13 protein-coding genes and 1 tRNA gene are annotated in these 14,228 nt (G+C 68.5%); 7 read left to right on the top strand and 7 right to left on the bottom strand.

The window, feature by feature from the left end; genetic code table 11:
• Positions 1-152: 152 nt before the first annotated feature.
• Positions 153-1,073 carry an acetylglutamate kinase gene (gene argB, locus H7F49_RS16575; RefSeq protein WP_185684684.1) on the bottom strand — a complete coding sequence of 307 codons (921 nt, stop codon included), beginning with the start codon at positions 1,071-1,073 and terminating at the stop codon, positions 153-155.
• A gap of 36 nt (positions 1,074-1,109) precedes the next feature.
• A complete protein-coding gene (locus H7F49_RS16570) occupies positions 1,110-1,781 on the bottom strand; it encodes a queuosine precursor transporter (protein ID WP_185684683.1) in 672 nt (223 codons plus the stop codon).
• A gap of 113 nt (positions 1,782-1,894) precedes the next feature.
• Here H7F49_RS16570 and H7F49_RS16565 point away from each other — a divergent pair, with 113 nt between their 5' ends.
• Positions 1,895-3,187, top strand: coding sequence for a NupC/NupG family nucleoside CNT transporter (locus H7F49_RS16565; RefSeq protein ID WP_185684682.1), 1,293 nt, complete (start codon positions 1,895-1,897; stop codon positions 3,185-3,187).
• Positions 3,188-3,332: 145 nt separating this feature from the next.
• Positions 3,333-3,521: a hypothetical protein gene (locus H7F49_RS16560; RefSeq protein WP_185684681.1), complete on the top strand. Its 189-nt coding sequence runs from the start codon at positions 3,333-3,335 to the stop codon at positions 3,519-3,521.
• 80 nt (positions 3,522-3,601) lie between these two features.
• Here H7F49_RS16560 and H7F49_RS16555 read toward each other — a convergent pair whose 3' ends face one another.
• Positions 3,602-5,086 (bottom strand): Ppx/GppA phosphatase family protein, encoded by a 1,485-nt coding sequence (locus tag H7F49_RS16555; RefSeq protein WP_185684680.1) that lies wholly within the window; start codon positions 5,084-5,086, stop codon positions 3,602-3,604.
• 37 nt (positions 5,087-5,123) lie between these two features.
• Positions 5,124-7,346 carry an RNA degradosome polyphosphate kinase gene (locus H7F49_RS16550; RefSeq protein WP_235982276.1) on the bottom strand — a complete coding sequence of 741 codons (2,223 nt, stop codon included), beginning with the start codon at positions 7,344-7,346 and terminating at the stop codon, positions 5,124-5,126.
• 238 nt (positions 7,347-7,584) lie between these two features.
• Here H7F49_RS16550 and purU point away from each other — a divergent pair, with 238 nt between their 5' ends.
• Entirely contained in the window at positions 7,585-8,436 is an 852-nt protein-coding gene (gene purU / locus H7F49_RS16545; protein ID WP_185684679.1) for a formyltetrahydrofolate deformylase, read from the top strand.
• A gap of 55 nt (positions 8,437-8,491) precedes the next feature.
• Here purU and H7F49_RS16540 read toward each other — a convergent pair whose 3' ends face one another.
• Positions 8,492-9,484, bottom strand: a complete 993-nt coding sequence (locus H7F49_RS16540) for an aldo/keto reductase (RefSeq protein WP_185684678.1) — start codon at positions 9,482-9,484, stop codon at positions 8,492-8,494.
• Between the two features lie 263 nt (positions 9,485-9,747).
• Between H7F49_RS16540 and H7F49_RS19820 the strand changes: the two genes are divergently transcribed.
• Both H7F49_RS19820 and H7F49_RS16530 read left to right on the top strand, forming a co-directional pair.
• Entirely contained in the window at positions 9,748-10,419 is a 672-nt protein-coding gene (locus H7F49_RS19820) for a Crp/Fnr family transcriptional regulator (protein WP_185684677.1), read from the top strand.
• A gap of 62 nt (positions 10,420-10,481) precedes the next feature.
• The gene (locus H7F49_RS16530) at positions 10,482-10,925 is read left to right on the top strand and encodes a MarR family winged helix-turn-helix transcriptional regulator (protein ID WP_235982275.1); all 444 of its coding nucleotides are present in this window, start codon (positions 10,482-10,484) and stop codon (positions 10,923-10,925) included.
• Positions 10,926-10,987: 62 nt separating this feature from the next.
• Here the strand turns inward: H7F49_RS16530 and H7F49_RS16525 are convergent, their stop codons facing one another.
• Positions 10,988-11,332: a DUF983 domain-containing protein gene (locus H7F49_RS16525; protein WP_328806826.1), complete on the bottom strand. Its 345-nt coding sequence runs from the start codon at positions 11,330-11,332 to the stop codon at positions 10,988-10,990.
• A gap of 376 nt (positions 11,333-11,708) precedes the next feature.
• The gene (locus tag H7F49_RS16520; RefSeq protein WP_185684676.1) at positions 11,709-11,918 is read right to left on the bottom strand and encodes a DUF3606 domain-containing protein; all 210 of its coding nucleotides are present in this window, start codon (positions 11,916-11,918) and stop codon (positions 11,709-11,711) included.
• 204 nt (positions 11,919-12,122) lie between these two features.
• On the opposite strand from H7F49_RS16520, the gene H7F49_RS16515 reads away from it, so the two are divergent.
• Together H7F49_RS16515 and H7F49_RS16510 are read left to right on the top strand one after the other, a co-directional pair.
• Positions 12,123-13,922, top strand: a complete 1,800-nt coding sequence (locus H7F49_RS16515) for a hypothetical protein (protein WP_185684675.1) — start codon at positions 12,123-12,125, stop codon at positions 13,920-13,922.
• 119 nt (positions 13,923-14,041) lie between these two features.
• A tRNA-Thr gene (locus H7F49_RS16510) sits at positions 14,042-14,117 on the top strand.
• The last annotated feature ends 111 nt before the right edge of the window (positions 14,118-14,228 follow it).

Genomic DNA, 14,228 nt, shown 5'->3' with positions numbered 1-14,228 from the left:
CAAGCTCGCCAAGATCAGCCTCGCAAGGCAGCCGGCGATGGCATGAGCTCCGGCATCCGCGCGCGCCCGCTTCAATCAAGACCCTCCGCTTCAACCAAGAAGCGACTTTTTCAACAGCATCCACCCAAGCCGGCCATTCCGTCCGCCCCGCCTCAATCCGCGCGGATCAGGGTGCCCGCGCCCTTGGAGGTGAAGAATTCCAGCAGCATGGCGTGCGGCACGCGGCCGTCGAGCACCACCGCCGCCTCGCACCCGGCCTCGACCGCGTGGACGCAGGTTTCCAGCTTGGGGATCATGCCGCCGCTGATCGTGCCGTCCTGGGCCAGCCGGGCGATGTCGCCGGGGGTGAGGTTGGTCAGGAGCTGCTTGTCCTTGTCGAGCACGCCGGGCACGTCGGTCAGCAGGAACAGCCGCGCGGCGCCGAGCGCGGCGGCGATGCTGCCAGCCATGGTGTCGGCATTGATGTTGTAGGTCTCGCCATCGTCGCCCACGCCGATCGGGGCGATGATCGGGATCATCCCGGCGGCGCAGATCGTGTCGATCACCGAGGTGTCGATGCGGTCGGGCTCACCGACGAAGCCAAGGTCGACCACCAGCGGCTCGCCATCGTCCTCGATCGCCTTGGGCGGCTTCTTGGCCTGGACCTTGCGGGCGATGACCATGCCGCCGTCCTTGCCGGAAATGCCGATCGCCTTGCCCCCGGCGCGGGCGATCCAGCCGACCAGTTCCTTGTTGATCGCCCCGGCCAGGACCATCTCGGCCACTTCGGCGGTCTGCTTGTCCGTGACGCGCAGCCCGTCGACGAAGCGGGATTCGATCCCCAGCGCCTTCAGCATGCGCCCGATCTGCGGCCCCCCGCCGTGGACGACCACGGGGTTGATGCCCACGGCCTTGAGCAGCACGATATCCTCGGCAAAGTCGCGCGCCAGCTCGGGATCGCCCATCGCGTGGCCGCCGTATTTGACCACGAAGGTGCGGCCTTCATAGCGCTGCAGATAGGGCAGCGCCTCGATCAGCGTTTCGGCCTTGGCGAGCAGCGCCGGATCGTGCGCGGGATCGTGGGGAGTCGTCATGGGGCGCCTTTAGTCCCCCCGTCGACAAATTGAAGCTTATTTCGCGTCCAGCCGCCGCGCCAAGGCCACGAAGACATAGATCAGCGGCGGCACCATGATGGTCGACAGGATCAGCTTCGAGACGATCTGCCCGGTCATGATCTCGACGATCGGCACTCCCGTGCCGGCAAAGCTGATGGTGATGAAGATCAGCGTATCGACCACCTGGCTGAGGAGCGAGGCCACCCAGGCGCGGAGCCACAGCAGCCGGCCACCCTCTCCGCCGGCCGATCCGGCCATGCGCGAGAACACCGCGACGTTGAGCGTCTGCGAGGTGCCATAGGAGATCAGCCCGGCGAACTGCATCCGCGCGCCCTGTCCGAGCAGCCGGGCGAAGGCATCCTGATCGGTCCAGAACGGCGCCGGCGGGATGGCGTGGATCACCGTGACCAGCAGGATCATCGAAACGATAAGCGGTACGAAACCGAACCGCACCAGGCGGTTCGCCGTGTCGCGCCCGAACAGTTCGGCCACCGCGCTGGAGATCACCACCAGCAGCAGGAACGCGAAGATCCCGCTCTCCACCGCCAGGGGCCCGAGCAGCGGCCAGGTGCCGAGCGAGGCGATCTTGGTGCCCAGCACCCCGGCCAGCACGCACAGGCCGCCGTAGAGCAGCGCATAGACGAACAGCGAACGGGGGATCTGCACGGTGGCGGCACTTGTGGTCATGGGCCGAGCCTAGCGGCGCGGACCGCTGCGGGAAAGGGCTTCCCCGGAAAGGATTGCGGGAAACACGCGGCGGGGCTTCCCACCACGCGCCGCCGCAGCTAGCGTCGATGCCCATGCATATCCTTCTCAGCCTGCTCGGCATGGCGCTCATCCTGCTCATCGCCCTGGTCCTCTCGTCCGATCGCCGGGCGATCCGGCCGCGTGTGGTCGGCGCCGCCTTTGCCCTGCAGGCCGGGCTCGCCGGGCTGGTGCTCTATGTTCCGGCCGGCCGCGCCGCGCTCAACGGCGCCTCGCACGGGGTCAGCGAGCTGCTCGGCTATGCCCATGCCGGGGTGGAGTTCCTGTTCGGCCCGCTGGCCAAGCCCGAGATCGGCGGGACCAGCTTCGCCATCTCGGCCCTGCCGGTGATCATCTTCTTCGCCGCGCTGATCTCGGTCCTCTACCATGTCGGGATGATGCAACTGATGATCCGCTGGATCGGCGGGGGGCTGGAGAAGGTGACGGGCATCAGCAAGGTCGAAAGCCTGTGCGCCGCGTCCAACATCTTCGTCGGCCAGTCCGAGGCGCCCTTGGTGATCCGCCCCTATCTGGCTGGCCTCGCCCCGTCGCAGCTGTTCTGCGTGATGACCGTGGGCATGGCGGGCGTGGCCGGGACGATCCTGGCGGCCTATGCCTCGATGGGGATCCGCATCGACTATCTGGTCGCGGCCGCCTTCATGTCGGCCCCGGGCGGGATCCTGATGGCCAAGATCATCATGCCCGATCCGCGCCCCGCCCCGCCGGGCCAGGACGTGGACGAGAGCGACCTTCATCGCGAAACGCTTGATGGACCGCCCGGTGTCCCGGTGGTCCAGGCCCTGCCGGACGATCATGACGAGGAACGTCCCGCCAACCTGATCATGGCCGCCGCGCAGGGCGCCCAGACCGGGCTCAAGCTGGCGGTGGCGGTGGGCGCCATGGTCCTGGCCTTCGTCGCCCTGGTGGCGCTCGCCAACGGCATCCTGGGCGGGATCGGCGGCTGGTTCGGCCACCCCGACCTGTCGTTCCAGAGCGTGCTGGGCACCGTCTTCTCGCCCGTGTTCTACCTGCTCGGCGCGCCGGACTGGGCCGAGGCGACCGCGGCCGGCGGGTTCTTCGGCACCAAGGTGGTGCTCAACGAATTCGTCGCCTTCATCAACCTGGGTGCGGCGAGCCAGTTGTCGGAGCGCACCGTGGCGATCGTCACCTTCGCCCTGTGCGGCTTTGCCAATTTCAGCTCGATCGCGATCCAGATGGCGGTGACCGGCGGGCTGGCCCCCAACCAGCGCCCGGTGATCGCGCGGCTGGGGATCAAGGCCCTGGTCGCGGGCAGCCTCTCGAACCTGATGAGCGCCGCCCTGGCCGGGCTGTTCCTGGGACTCCACTAAGCCCCTGAAACACCGCTAAAATTCCATCCGATTTGACAGGCTTTCAATTGTAAACAATTGAAAGTTTACACTAATGTAATGTACGATGTCTGGTCCGGAATGGCAGCTTCCGGCCCCGGGAACTTCCTTCCCGAGGAGAGACATCATGCGCCGTTTCGCCATCGCCATGGCCGCCGCCCTCGCCGTTGTCGCCGCGCCGGCCGCTGTCAGCGCCGCCCCCTGCAAGGATGCCAAGGGCAAGTTCATCAAGTGCCCGCCGCCGGCCGCAGCCGCCGCTCCGGCCAAGAAGGCCCCGTGCCGCGACGCCAAGGGCAAGTTCACCAAGTGCAAGTAAGCCGCCCGCTCTGACGGGATGGCATCCGGGCTGGCCCGATCCGGGCCAGCCCGGCCAAATCCGCGCCAGGTTGCGGGACCCTACTCCCGTACCCGGCAGGCCGTCTCCATCCCCAGCAGGGTTCCGAGCGCCCTGAGATCGCGCTCCACCCCCTCGTTCAGGAGGGCGGCAAAGCGAGCCCGCACCTCGAGGCGCAGCGTGTCGCCGTCGCGCACGAGCGCACTGCCCTCCAGCGACCGCGGCGCGGTGCCCGAGAAGCGCCGGCAGAGACGCGCGCCGAGGCCCCAGGCCTGGGCGGCGCGCAGATCGGCGGGCGAGGCGAGCTGGCGCCATTCGGGCGAGAGCTCGGGCCGGGCGCTGGCTGCCATCAGCGCGGCGGCGAGCATGGCCCGTTCGCGGTTGGTCACCCCGATCCAGCGCTTGCGCATGGCCCAGATCACCGCGAGCTCGGCGCGCAGGTTGGGCTCGACCACGGCCGCGGCCAGGATCAGCATGGTCGCGGCCAGCCGCAGCCGCTCGTCGCCGGTGTTCCCCCCGGGCAGGCAGCCCGGCGCGGTCCAGTCGGCCACCATCGCCGCCGTGGCCGGCAGGACCCCACGCTGGCGGGTGAAGGCGCCGATCCCGGCCAGCAGGGGGTCCTGCTGCCGCAAGCCGGGCGGCAGGCTGGCATACAGCACCCCTTCGCGCAGGCCCCAGGCCGAAAAGATCAGCCGCGCCGGCTGCAGGGCCTCGATCAGGGCGAGCAGCAGGGCCGCCGCGTCGGGCAGGCTGGCCAGACGGGCGCTGGAGATGCCCGGCACCTCGTCCAGCGACCCGGCCTTGCGCCGCGCGAGCACGCGGGCCGCCTCCATCGCGGCCTCCGGGGCCAGGGCAAAGCCATGCGGATCGTCAAGCGCGGCCTGGTCCTTGGCCAGCACGTAGCGGGCGAAGGCGCGGAACGATCCGCCGACCAGATAGAGCGTCTGTCCCGGATCGGCGGCCCAGCCGGCACGATCGAGGCTGGCGGCGATGTGGCGGCGGAACGCCTGCAGCCCCTCGCTGCGCAGCGCCGGCAGCCGCAGCGTGCCGAGCGGCATGCTGACGCCATGGCTCGAGGCCTGGTCGATCACGTCCACCAGCTCGAGACTGCCTCCGCCCAGATCGGCGACCACGCCCTGTGCGCCGGGGAAGGCGCCGATCACCCCCATCGCGCTGGTTTCGGCCTCTTCCTCGCCCGACAGCAGGCGCGGGGCGAAACCCAGGTCCGTGACCGCCGCCAGGAACGCGCGCCCGTTGGCGGCATCGCGCACCGCCGCGGTGGCAACCACGTCCACCTGGGGCACTCCGCGCAGATCGAGCAGCAGGCGATAGCGCGACAGCGCCGCCAGCGCTGCCTGCTGGGCCTTGTCCGACAGCACGCCACGTTCGGCCACGGCCTTGCCGAGCCGGGCGGTGACCTTCTCGTTGTGGAGCACGACGGGTGCCCGTGGCGGCCCGCCATAGATCACCAGGCGGACAGTGTTCGATCCGATATCGATGATGGCGCGGGCCGGGGCCAGCACGTCGGTCGCGCCGTGGTCCTGCATTGCCGCTTCTACCCTCTGCCCCTACCCTCTGGCGCGCCTAGCGCCCACCTCCGCGCCGCAGCGCCAGCTTGGGCACCTTGCGCCCACTGGCCAAAGCAGCCCCACGCCCGGAAAGCGAGGGGTTGGTCATGAAATACCTGTGGAGGTTGAACGGTTTCGGACCAGGGTCGAGCCGGCGGTAGCTGCCGTCCGGGGCCAGCACCCAGCTTTGCTCGGTGTCGAGCAGGTTCGCCAGCATGACCTGGTCAAGCACCTGATCATGCACGGTCTTGTTGCGGATCGGGACGAGCAGCTCGACCCGGCGATCCAGGTTGCGGCTCATCCCGTCGGCCGAGGAGATATAGACCTTGCCCTTGGCATTGGGCAGCGGCGCGCCATTGCCGAAGGCCCAGATGCGGCTGTGTTCCAGGAACCGGCCGAGGATCGACTTCACCGTGATCCGTTCGGACAGGCCGGGCATGCCGGGGCGCAGGCAGCAGATGCCGCGCACCACCAGGCTGATGTCGACCCCGGCCTGGCTGGCGGCATAGAGCCGGTCGATCAGGGCCTCGTCGGTGAGCGAGTTGAGCTTGGCCCAGATCATCGCCGGCTTGCCCGCCCGGGCACTGGCGATCTCGGCATCGATCAGCTCGTAGAGCTTCTTGCGCAGGGTCAGCGGCGAGATCGCCAGCAGTTCGGTGGACTTCGGCTCGACATAGCCGGTGATGAAGTTGAAGAGCTGCCCCACGTCGCGCCCGGCCTTGGGATCGGCGGTGAAGAAGCTGAGGTCGGTGTAGATCCGCGCCGTGACCGGGTGATAGTTGCCCGTGCCGAAGTGGCAGTAGGTGCGATAGCCCTCGCCCTCGCGGCGGACCACCATCGACACCTTGGCGTGAGTCTTCCAGTCGACGAAGCCATAGATCACCTGGACCCCGGCCCGTTCGAGCTGGCTGGCCCAGAGGAGGTTCTGCTCCTCGTCGAAGCGCGCCTTGAGCTCGACCACCGCGGTCACCGACTTGCCCGCCTCGGCTGCGGCGATCAGCGCGGCGATCACCGCCGATTGCTTACCCGCGCGGTAGAGCGTCTGCTTGATCGCCACCACCTCCGGGTCCGCCGCCGCCTGGCGCAGGAAATCGACCACCACCTCGAAGCTTTCGTAAGGGTGGTGGATGACGATGTCCTTCTCGCGGATGGCGGCGAAACAGTCGCCATCATGCTCGAGGATCCGTTCCGGATAGCGCGGGGAATAGGGCTCGAACTTGAGGTCCGGGCGCGGCTCCTCGATGATCGCGGCCAGACCGGCGAAATCGATCGTCCCGCTCATCCGCAGGATCAGGGCAGTCTCCAGCCCCAATTGCCGACGCAGCAACGCCTCGGCATCGGGATCGAAGCTGTCCTCGACCTGCAGCAGGATCACCCGCCCGCGCCGCCGCCGCTGGATGGCCGTGCGGAAATAGCGGACCAGATCCTCGGCATCCTCCTCGATCTCGATGTCGCTGTCGCGCAGCACGCGGAAGGCGCCGTTGCCGTGGACACGGAAGCCGGGGAACAGCACGGCGGCATGGCGGCGGATCAGCTCGACGATCGAGACCCAGACCGATTCCCCGCCGGCGATCTCCGCCGGCAGCCGGACAAAGCGCGGCAAGGCCGGCGGGATCAGCACCATCTCGGTCATCGGCGCGCTGTCGGCGATCCGCGTGAGCGAGAACATGATGCCCATGCCCTGGTTGGCGATGAACGGGAACGGATGGGCCGGATCGATCGCCTGCGGGGTGATGATCGGCAGGATGTGCTCGGAAAAGTAGCCGGCGATCCACTGGGCCTCGGCCTTGCCCAGTTCCTCGTCCTCGGCCACCACCCGGATGCCCTGGGCGGCGAGCAGGATGGACAGCTCTTCCAGACTGGCCTGCTGGGCGGCGACCAGATCGGTCACGGCGGCACGGATCGCCGCCAGTTGCAGGGCTGGGGTGCGCCCGTCGATCGAGGTCTCCTCGATCCCGCGCTGGGCCTGGCCCGCCAGCCCGGCGATCCGGACCATGACGAACTCGTCGAGGTTGCTGCCCGAAATCGACAGGAAGCGGAGCCGTTCGAGCAGCGGGTAATGGCTGTTCTGCGCTTCGGCCAGGACGCGGCGGTTGAATTCCAGCCAGCTCAGTTCGCGATTGAAGTACAGCTCGGTCGGAACGGCCCCGGGCGCGACAAAGGGCTTCTGCCTTGCGCTGCCCTTGGCGGCGCGCAGTGCAGCCTCGCGCTGTTCCATCCGCTCTCGTCCGCCCTTCATCTCGCCACAGTGACCTTCAGCTTGGGGACCACATGTTACAGTCCCGTTACGCCATGGGAAGAGGCCGCCCGCGACCTGGCGGCAGCAGGGCCTGACCCGTTCGGGCCAATCAGGAAATCGCATGGCCCCTGCGCGAATTCTCAAGCCGCGGCGGGGCGGCTTGCGATGCCGCGGCATCTCGCGCATGGGCACGGGGCTGCGCCGCTGCCGCGGCCAGCGAGGGGAGTGCCAGCGCACCATGCCAGAATTCGTCCTGACCCTGTCCTGCACCGATCGCCCGGGGCTGGTGGCCGCGGTCACCGGCCGGCTCTTCCAGATCGGCGGCAATATCCGCGAGGCGCAGCAGTACAACGCGATCGACACCGGGCGCTTCTTCATGCGGATCAAGTTCGCCTGCCCGGGCCAGACTGTCACGGCGATCCGCGCCGGCCTGGCCGAAGTGGCGGACCGGCTCGACATGACCTGGCAGGTGCGCGCCACCGACGAGCGGCGCAAGGTGCTGCTGATGGTCAGCAAGTTCGACCATTGCCTGAGCGACCTGCTCTATCGCGACGCGATCGGCGAACTGCCGATGGACGTGGTCGGCATCGCCAGCAATCACCCGCAGGACGCGCTGGGGGTGCCCTACATCGGATCGGTGCCGTTCCATTACCTGCCGATCACCCGTGACACCAAGCCGCAGCAGGAGGCGCAGATCAAGGCGCTGGTCGACGCGACGGGAGCCGAACTGATCGTGCTGGCGCGCTACATGCAGATCCTGTCGGACGATCTGGCGTCATTCCTGTCGGGCCGCTGCATCAACATCCACCATTCGTTCCTGCCCGGTTTCAAGGGGGCCAAGCCCTATCACCAGGCCCACGCCCGCGGGGTCAAGATGATCGGCGCCACGGCGCACTACGTGACCGCCGATCTGGATGAGGGGCCGATCATCCACCAGGACGTCGAGGCGATCAGCCACGCCGATTCCCCGGAAGACCTGGTGCGCAAGGGCCGCGACATCGAACGGCGCGTCCTGGCCGAGGCGGTCCAGCTCCACCTCGAGGACCGGGTCTTCCTGGACGGACACAAGACCGTGGTGTTCCGCCACTGATCCTACCGGCCAGCCCGCTGGCGGCCCGATCCGTCCGGCCGCCCTGCCCCTTGCCTCAGGCAAACTCCTCAGTGTCGATCGTGGCCTGCAGCGCCGCGTTGTAGCGCGGGCCCGCCACGCTGTCGGGCGTGAACAGTGCGTCGATCCGCGCCACCACCTCGGCCGACGGGCGCCAGTCGGCCCGGGCGATGTTCTCGGCCAGGTGATCGAGCGAGCGGGTGCCCGGCAAGGCGATGACATGATCGCCGCGCGACAGGACCCAGCCGATCGCCAGTTGGGCGGGTGTCACCCCGCAGTCGGCCGCGAGCCCGTCGAAGGCATCGACCAGCGCCAGGTTGCGGGTCCAGTTCTCGCCCTGGAAGCGGGGCAAGGCGGTGCGCAGATCCCCCTCGGGCAGGTCCGCGAGATCGCGCAGCACCCCGCCCAGCGCACCGCGCCCCACCGGCGAGAAGGCGACCAGCGCCACGCCCAGCTCGCGGGTGGCATCCAGGAGGGCGATCTCGACATTGCGCGAGAACGGCGAGTATTCGCTCTGCATCGCCGCGATCGGGTGGACCGCATGGGCCCGGCGCAGGGTCTCCGCGCTCATCTCCGACAGGCCGATCCCGCCGATCTTCCCCTCGGCCACCAGGTCGGCCATGGCGCCGACCGAATCCTCGATCGGGGTCGAGAAGTCGCGGCGGTGCATGTAGTAGAGGTCGATGTGATCGGTCTTCAGCGCCCGCAGGCTGATTTCGCACTCAGCCCGGATCGTTTCGGGCCGGCAATCGATCCACCGCTTCCCGTCGCCGTTGAAGATGCCCATCTTCGACGCGACGGTAAACTCGTGGCGGCGATGGCTCAGCCGCTCGCCGATCAGTTCCTCGCTGCGCCCCAGGCCATAGAGCCGGGCCGTGTCGAAGTGATCGTAGCCCAGGTCCAGCGCGCGCTCGAACACCCGCCCGGCCTCGTCCCAGGGCAGGGCCGGGCCATAGACGGTGAACACATTCATGCACCCCATCGCCACGGGGTTGATCGCCTTGCCACAGAGCGTGCGCTTGATCGTCATCGGTCTCGCCAGAGGTCCCTGATGGCGCCACTCGGACCATCCGTGCGGCGCGGAAGGCCCTGCCGTTACACCATTCGCGCGACAGCGCAACGCCCGGCACAGGGCGGCACGGGGAGAGCCGACACCGCCGCGCGGCACCATGCCGATTGCCAGACATCGCAACTTTATTACTTCAATATCGATGTTTATTACTCTTATCTTCCAAATATTTATTGCAATTCCGGGTCTTGCAGGGGCGCGTAGCTTGAGTCATGGGACGGGCCGTGACGAACCAGATCATTGCCGCTCTGCCCGATGATTGCCGCGCCGTCCTGGCCCCGCGGCTGATGACCAGGCCGATCCGGGCCGGCGAAGTGCTTTACGTCGCCGGATCACCGGCGCGGAGCCTGATCTTTCCGCACGATGGCATGATCTCGCTCCAGACGCGGTTGCGCGACGGACGCATGATCGAACAGATCCAGGTCTGCCGCGATTCGATGGCGGGCGGCGAGGCGCTGCTGGGCGTGGATCGCGCCCAGGCGCATGCCGTGGTCGTCCTGTCGGGCGAGGCCAGTTGGCTGCCGGTCGCCGATCTGATCGAGGCCCGGCCGCACTTCCCCTCGCTCGACCGCGCGATCCTGTCCCACGTGAGCCGCACGCTGGCCTACACCGCCCAGGCGGTGGTCTGCGCCAGTGTCCATACCGCCAGCCAGCGCATCGCCCGCTGGCTGCTGCGCGCCGACGACATGACCCTGACGGATTCGTTCCAGATCATGCAGCGCAGCCTGGCCGAGCTGCTCGGGCTGCGCCTCGCCACCGTCAGCGAGGCCTGCAGCCGGCTGATGCGCGCCGGCGCGATCCGCTATTCGCGCGGAACCGTGACGATCATCGATCGCCCGCTGCTCGTCGCGCACGCCTGCGAATGCTACGAGGCCAGCCTCGGCGTGACCTGCTGAACCATCGGACCGACCCGTCCTGCGATCGTTTACATCGCGCCGGTTCATGCTAGGTCCGGGGCATGGAGAGCCCTACCCGCACCCCCGGCATGGAGGTCGTGTTTCTGGCGACGGACGTGGCCCGGCTGTTCCGCAAGCGCTTCGACACGGCCGCCCGCGCCTACGGCGTGACCGGTCCGCAATGGCGCGTGCTGGGCAACCTCAAGCGGCGCCCGGGCGCCACCCAGGCGACCCTGGCTGCCGATCTGGACGTTGAGGCGATCACCACCGGCCGGATGATCGACCGCCTGCAGAAGGCGGGCCTGGTCGAACGCCGGCCCGATCCGGCCGACCGGCGAGCCTGGCTGCTGTACCTCACCCCCGCCGGCGACGAACTGCTGCAACGCCTGCGCGGCACTGTCGACGAGGTGATGGGCGAAGTGCTGGGCGGATTCGCCGAGGGCGACGTGGACCAGTTGATCGGCTTGCTGACCCGGCTGCACGGAAACATGACGACAGAGGACTGAAGCCGTCGCAACATCAGTCTGGTCCGGTCAGGCCGGATGAACAACCTCCTGAAAGCTCACATCTACGCCCGCTGGTCGCCCCCCCGCTCCCGCCGAAAGCCGTTCAGGCCATGCCACCACTGCAGCGCGATCACCGCGCCCTTGGCCGGTTGCAGCAAACCCAGCATCAGCACTGCGGCCAGCGGCAGGATGATCGCCGCGAGCAGGCCCGGGCCCAGGTCCCATTCGGCCACGAGGGCAATGATCACCGGTGCCAGCAGATGGCCCGTCAGCAGGATCGAGATATAGGCCGGGAAATCGTCCGCGGTTTGCGGCGTCCAGTCCACGGCGCAGCGCGGACAGGCGTCATGCGGGCGCAGCCAGCGCCGAAACAGCCGCGCCTCCCCGCAGCGCGGACACCGGGCCATGAGCCCGCGCCCCATCGCCTGGCGCGCCGACCGGGGCAGCCTGGGGCATTCGGGCAAGGCAGGCGCGGGCGATGGCACCCTTCCCGCCTAGAGCCTGCCGCCGCCCCGGGCAAGCCGCCGGGCCGGGCGCGGCGAAGCGCCCGAATTGGCCGATCAGTCGGGGAAACTGCGGAACGGCTTGCCGCAAAGCCTTCGCCGTTCTCGTACAGCACAGTTAAGTCTATGCACGAAAACGGTAATTCTACGAATGACGGGGCTTGTCCGCTTGTCCTGCATCGCGGCGACCTGCGCCTGCGGCATGGGATTCCTGATCACGACGGCGATTCGGCTGGTCCTGAACTGACCGGTTCGCCCCTTGCGCAGCCGGAACGGCCGGTCATCCCGGGCGGGTGGGCGTGAGGCTGCGCCTGAGCCGCACTGCCGCCTCGTTCAGTTTGGCGCGATCGTTGCCGATGCGGCGGATCAGGTCCATCGCCTGGGCCGTGGACAGACCGTGCTTGCGCGCGAAGTAGCGCAATTCGTACCCCTGATCGCCAACGCCCCGGTTCCGCTCACGGGATGTGTGTCTGGTGGTGTCGTCGGTCATCCCGGTCCCTGACAGCTTCGATTGCCCCGGGACCTGGCCCGGACTGCGCGGCAAGGTCCGGACAGCGATCCGGCCATTGTCACCCGAACGCCGCGCCGCTGGCCCGGTTCCCGTACCCCGTCCATGCCTCTATGGCCCCGCCACGGCCCTTGCCGCTGCTGCGGTTCTCTGCTTTGGGTCGGACGCGACAGGGGCAGGAAGGCAATGACCAGCGGGCGGGCGCAAACAGGGCAGATCGAGGCCGAAGACACCGCCGCAACCACCCTGCGGCGAGCGGTTTTCGTGACGCTCGGCGCCCTGATGCTGTGCGGGGGGCTGGCCCTGCTGATCGTGCCGACCCGCTACTATCCGGACAGCCTGGTCTTCCTGACCCTGTTCAGTGCCAGGCACCAGGATCTCCCCGTCGCCGCTTGCGTGGCCCTGATCCTGGCCCTGCTCGGCATGCGTCCGACCCTCGCCGCAGCCGATGACGCCGGGGGCCGCAGTGGCCTCTGGTCCCGCGCGGCGCGGCATCTTCCGGCCGCGGTGCTGGTTGGGGCCGGGCTGCTGGCGGCGCTCGCCTGGGCGATCCGCATCGGCGTGCTGTTCGACCATGACTTCACCCGGGACGAGCACATGGCCGTGTTCGATTCCCGGATCTTTGCCGCCGGGCGGCTGTTCTGGCCTTTCCCCCCGGCGCTCGCCCCGCTCTACAGCGCGCTGAACGACCTGTTCCTGTTCCCGATCGGCAATCACGAAGGCCTGGTCTCGGGCTATCTGCCGATCAACGCGGCCATCCGCGCGGCGCTGGGCAAGATCATGCCGCTGTCGCTGGTGTCCCCGCTGCAGGCGGGGTTGGCCGGCGTGGTGCTGTGGCGCATCGCGGCGCGGCTGTGGCCGGACGATCGGGGCACCCAGGCGGTGGTCCTGATCGGCTATGCCGCGTCCTCGCAGGTCATCCTGATGGGCACGGCGGCCTTCGCCATGACCACGCACCTGCTGCTCAACCTGGTGTGGCTGGCGCTGTTTCTGCGCGGCACCCGGGCCGGGCACGCCGGGGCGCTGATCACCGGCTTTCTCGCCACCGGGATCCACCAGCCGGTGTTCCACCCCCTGTTCGTCCTGCCCTTTCTCGACCTGCTGCGGCGGCAACGGCGCTGGACGGTGCTGGGGGCCTATGTCGCTGGCTATCTGGTGATCGGACTGGCCTGGGCGGCCTGGCCGAACTGGCTGGCCAGTTACGGGATCGGCCAGCCGCCGGAAGGCCCCAGCGACCAGTTCGGCTTTCTCGGCCGATTGGCCGGGCTGCTGACCCCGCCCAACTTCGCGGCCATCTGCCTGATGGCCGGGAACCTGCTGCGGTTCATCGCCTGGCAGCATGTGCTGATCGTTCCGCTCGCGATCGTCGGCACCTGGCGGTGCGCGCCGCGCGACGACCTGGCGCGCGCGCTGGCTCTGGGCATTCTCGTCACCTTCGTCGCCATGCTGATCCTGCTGCCGCCGCAAGGGCATGGCTGGGGCTATCGCTATCTCCACGGACTGATCGGCAACCTGTGCCTGCTCGCCGGGTTCGGCTGGGCCTGGTTGCGTCACCATGGGGGCACGCCGCGCCGTGCGCTGCACCTCACCACGGCGGTCTCGCTGCTGATCCTGCTGCCGGTCCACGCGCTGATGGTGCGCGGGATGATCGCGCCTTATGCCCGCGCCACCCAGGCTTTCGCCCGGCTCGATGCCGATTACGTCGTGGTGGATAGCGAGACCCTGCCGTTCGGCACCAATTTCGTCCTCAACCGCCCCGACCTGAGCAACCGGCCGCGGGTGCTGCTGGGCAACCTGGTCTTCCCCTGGGACCTGGCGCGGCTGTGTCCCGGCCGGACCATCGCCTTTGCCGACGCGCCGGCCTTCGCCGAAACCTACGTGTACTACGAGGACCGCGTCCCGACCCGCCCGTCGCGGATCCAGCAGTGGCAGAAGCGGGCCGTGCTCCGCGCCGGCTGCCGCGCCATCGTCGCCCCGATCCGCTGAACTCCGCCCCCACTCCCGCCCGGAACCCGGCAAACCCGCAAAAACAGTCCGGAAACGGATTGCACGATCCGCCCCAAGCCTGTAGAGCCCCCGCGTTCGCCCGCACCTCCCCGGGCCACGCCGCTTTAGCTCAGTTGGTAGAGCACATCATTCGTAATGATGGGGTCACGTGTTCGAGTCACGTAAGCGGCACCACCCACTTTAAGGTGCTTCCACTAGGAAAATCATTTAGATACGGCTCTAGGGCTCTAGAGTGAGGAGCTGGGTCGGATCCTATTTGTGGCGCTTTGAGCAAGGAACTGCCCT

The organism is Novosphingobium aerophilum, from assembly GCF_014230305.1.
Classification (GTDB): Bacteria; Pseudomonadota; Alphaproteobacteria; order Sphingomonadales; family Sphingomonadaceae; genus Novosphingobium; species Novosphingobium aerophilum.
Note: the sequence above shows the minus strand (reverse complement) of the source record. Positions and strands in the feature narration are given on the sequence as shown.